Origin of the sequence: Acidiphilium sp. PA, assembly GCF_026191915.1 — a bacterium.
Taxonomy (GTDB): Bacteria; Pseudomonadota; Alphaproteobacteria; order Acetobacterales; family Acetobacteraceae; genus Acidiphilium.
This window is the reverse complement of sequence record NZ_JAIMBY010000065.1, coordinates 1-3,688: the sequence shown is the minus strand read 5'-3', so window position 1 is coordinate 3,688 and position 3,688 is coordinate 1. Positions and strand designations below refer to the sequence as shown.

General features: G+C 59.5%; 6 protein-coding genes and 1 pseudogene. 2 read left to right on the top strand and 5 right to left on the bottom strand.

Translation table 11 applies throughout. The features are described 5' to 3' along the window. Positions 1 to 445 (top strand): transposase (locus tag AruPA_RS21395; protein WP_265638755.1); only part of this gene is annotated, 445 nt, incomplete at its 5' end. 69 nt (positions 446 to 514) lie between these two features. Here the strand turns inward: AruPA_RS21395 and AruPA_RS21390 are convergent. The 5 genes and pseudogenes from AruPA_RS21390 to AruPA_RS21370 all read right to left on the bottom strand — a co-directional run. After that, positions 515 to 1,051 (bottom strand): annotated as a pseudogene (locus AruPA_RS21390) (ISAs1 family transposase); the annotation flags it as partial. 78 nt (positions 1,052 to 1,129) lie between these two features. Further along, entirely contained in the window at positions 1,130 to 1,411 is a 282-nt protein-coding gene (locus AruPA_RS21385) for a hypothetical protein (RefSeq protein ID WP_265638754.1), read from the bottom strand. A gap of 122 nt (positions 1,412 to 1,533) precedes the next feature. Next, complete coding sequence (locus AruPA_RS21380) at positions 1,534 to 2,109, bottom strand: hypothetical protein (RefSeq protein WP_265638753.1); 576 nt, start codon at positions 2,107 to 2,109, stop codon at positions 1,534 to 1,536. A gap of 33 nt (positions 2,110 to 2,142) precedes the next feature. Then, the gene (locus tag AruPA_RS21375) at positions 2,143 to 3,042 is read right to left on the bottom strand and encodes an MBL fold metallo-hydrolase (RefSeq protein WP_265638752.1); all 900 of its coding nucleotides are present in this window, start codon (positions 3,040 to 3,042) and stop codon (positions 2,143 to 2,145) included. A gap of 67 nt (positions 3,043 to 3,109) precedes the next feature. Next, on the bottom strand, positions 3,110 to 3,262 hold the full coding sequence (locus tag AruPA_RS21370) for a hypothetical protein (protein WP_265638751.1): 153 nt from the start codon (positions 3,260 to 3,262) through the stop codon (positions 3,110 to 3,112). Positions 3,263 to 3,419: 157 nt separating this feature from the next. Here AruPA_RS21370 and AruPA_RS21365 point away from each other — a divergent pair. Beyond that, a partial coding sequence (locus AruPA_RS21365; RefSeq protein ID WP_265638750.1) for a response regulator occupies positions 3,420 to 3,688 on the top strand: 269 nt, incomplete at its 3' end.

Genomic DNA, 3,688 nt, shown 5'->3' with positions numbered 1-3,688 from the left:
ATCGACGACCTCGGCAAAGCAGGCGATAAAATTTTCCATCGGGCACCTCAGAGATGAATCCCATCCTTGGAATCCATCATCACGTCCGCCGCAACCTCACCTGCTCAATCCACCGAAATCCAAATGCGAATCCCCTGTGCTGGAATGTGTACGCGATGGATTCCCCTGGTTGCGCCATGTCTTTGCCGATGGTGGCTACGCGGGCGACAAGCTGAAAGCTGCGCTCGAAGACCTCGGCAAGTGGACGGTCGAGATCGTCAAGCGGTCAGATGCTGCCAAGGGTTTTGTCTTGCTGCCCCGCCGCTGGGTGGTTGAACGGACCTTTGCCTGGCTGAACCGAAACCGACGCTTGGCAAAGGACGTGGAAGCAACAATCGAGAGCGCGACCGCCTGGATCTATATTGCCAGCGTCAAGCTGATGTCACGCCGTCTGGCCATCGCCTGAACGCCATGATGGGACAGAATTCCATAGAAATCAGATCGATGACGTTGCAAAAACGATTCGAGTCGGACTCTGAGCAATGGCCCGCTGGCAGTTGAGTGCATCGGTGGTGACGATGGTGCCCTTCAGTGACAGCATCTCCAGCAGTTTCGGCACCGCGGTGATCTCGTTGGATTTGGCATCGGTGGCAATCTGGGCCAGCACCAGACGTTGCTCGCAGCCCCAGGCACTGACCATATGCAGCGGGGATTTCTCGGTGGCACGATCGAAAGAGCGGCGAAGAACCCTACCGTCGATCGCTACAACACCACGAACGGTATCGGCAAAGCGGGCCATGAAGTGTTGAAAGGCGGCGCTAAACTGCTTCGGATCGAGCTGCCGGAACAGCCGGCTGAAGGTGTCGTGACTGGGCAGCCCATGTTCAAGCTTGAGAAAGCCGCGCAGGAAGCTCTCTTTTGCTTCGCCGAACCGCGACATTGCCACCGCACTTTGCCCGCCGCACAGGGTAGCGCAGAGCGCGATCATCAGCAGTTCATGAAAATCATATAGCGCGGCATTGCCAGTTCGAGGATCTTCCAACCCCTCCCAGCAGGTGGCAAATTGTTCCAAGGCAGCCTCCAGCGATCATTAACGACGCCAAAGGGTAGAATCGATCACGCCCGTGTCGCGCAAGCGTTCATCCGCCTGTCAAGCAAATTCCAAATGCGAATCCCCTTCGGCACCTGGACCCTGTTGCGCGATTCGGTGAACCTTGCGATGGATGCGGTGCCGAATGGCCTCGATCGCGCAAAGGTCGATGCCATGCTGCGCGGCCTGTCGGGTGTCGCTGATGTTCATGACCTTCACATCTGGGGTCTGAGCACAACCGAGATTGCGCTTACCGCGCACCTGGTTCAGGATCCAATCCATGCCGATACCTTGGTGCAGCTCGCGACCGCAAAGGTTCGCGAACGATTCTGGATCGGTCATGCAACATTTCAGATCGAAACGCCGGCGACCGCGGATCGGTGCGATCTGCGCCCCGCTAATGTAGTGTGATGCCGCGGCTCACACGATGGGCCGCGTGATTACCGCCGAGGACAACCTGATCGCTACGTTCTGGTTCCCATCATGCCGCGCATCATCGCCGGCATGCCTTCCTTGGCAAACCGATCGAGTTCCTTGGCGTGCGCGTAGATCACCTTGACCATTTCAGGGTCATCCGACGTCTCGGTCACCTCGATACCGGTCGGCAGCAGCCGGTACGAGCGTTGATATTTATCGGCATTCTGCAGCATCGTGCTGGCACTCGGGCTCATCATGTAATTGAACGGCCGGTTCTCCGCCATCCGATTATACATCTCGATTACATGCGCCTGGATGATGCCGGCGGTTTTCGGATTGGCCGAAACGGTTGCATCGATGATGCCGTTCGGCAGATATTCGGTGGTGCGCTGGATCTCGGCATGGCGTTCGAACAGCTCCATGCCCAGTTTCATCGGCCCCATCATGTTGTTGTGCGACATCATGTCGCCCATACCCCCGCTGCCCATCTTCCCGCCCATCATGCCGCCGCCCATGCCTTCCTGCGGTAAGGAGGCAAGTGCCCGCCCTCGACCGAACCCGGCAAACGCCAGTCCTCCGGTAAACAGACCGCCGATGGCAGTGGTAATGCTGCGACGTTTCATAATTCTCATCCTTGACGGTGTTGCTGTGAAATCTCAGCGCTTGCCGGGTGCGGCGCCCGACTGACCCTTGGTTTTCACCGGGATCAGCAGATAGCGCACACCATTGGATTCCGCCGGAGGAAAGCGCCCGGCGCGGATATTGACCTGGATCGACGGCAGCAGCAGCGCGGGCGCCGCAAGCGTGGCATCGCGTGCATCGCGCATCGCAACGAACGCGTCTTCGGTGATCCCGTCCCGAATATGCTTATTGGTGGCGCGCTGTGCCGCGACCGTGGATTCCCAGGCGTAATGGTCGCGACCCGGTGCCTTATAGTCGTGACACATAAACAGCCGCGTCGCGGGCGGCAGGGCCAGTAGGCGGTGGATCGAACGGTACAAAAAATGCGCATCGCCGCCCGGAAAATCGGCGCGCGCCGTGCCGTAGTCGGGCATGAACAGGCTGTCGCCGACGAACACCGCATCGCCGATTTTGTACGCGACGTCGGCGGGGGTATGCCCCGGCACATGCAGCACCTCGACCTCAAGGCCGCCGATGGCGAAGCGTTCGCGGTCTCGATACAGACAATCGAAGTCGCCGCCATCGGCCTTTACGTCAGCGGCATTGAAAACCGGGCGAAAAATCCGCTGCACGTCGCGGATATGTTCGCCGATGCCGATCAGCGCCCCGGTGCGCTGCTTGATTAACGGCGCCCCCGACAGATGATCGGCATGGGCATGGGTTTCAAGCACGCGCTCGATGGTGAGCCCGCCGACCTCGGCGGCATCCATTATCGCCTCGACCGAACTGGTATCGACCTCGCCGGACCCCGCGTCATAATCGAGCACTGGATCGATCACCGCCGCGCGCCGGGTTGCCGGATCGCCGACCAGATAACTCACCGTGCGGGTCGGCTCATCGAAAAATGCCTGTATCGAGGGGCAGGATTCGCTCATGGTGCCTCCGAAATCGTGGGCTTTGTCGGTCGCAGTGCCTTCCGCCACTTGAAATAAAACCGCCATATCAGCCCCGTCTGCCGGAGCCGATGTATTTCAACAATGCCACGATCCCGAGTACGATGAGGACCACGATCAGGATCATAACCAGGCCAAACCCGCCCATCATGCCCCATCCCCACCCGTTCATCATGCCACCGCCCATCATCATGTCCTTCACGCCATCGTCGTGTCAGCCCGCTATATAGGGATCGGATGTCACCAGAAATTGTCAGTCCACCGCTAAACAATGGCAAATCATGTCAAATCCGCCGTCCGACACAGATTGGCATAACTTTGTTGCGGCATGCTCGGACGTCCCCGGTTATAGCATCGTCGTGAGCGAGACACCGCATATATTGCTCGTCGAAGACCATCGCGAAATCCGCGAGCTGGTGCAGCGCGTTCTGCAACGCGAGGGCTTCCGGGTCAGTCTGGCCGCCGAGGGCCGCGCGATGCGCAAGCTGCTGGCCGACCAGCGGATCGACCTGATCCTGCTCGACCTCATGCTGCCGGGCGAGGATGGCCTGTCGCTCTGCCGCGCGGTGCGCGCCGACAGCCAAGTGCCGATCATCATGCTGACCGCCAAGGGCGACGAAGTCGATCG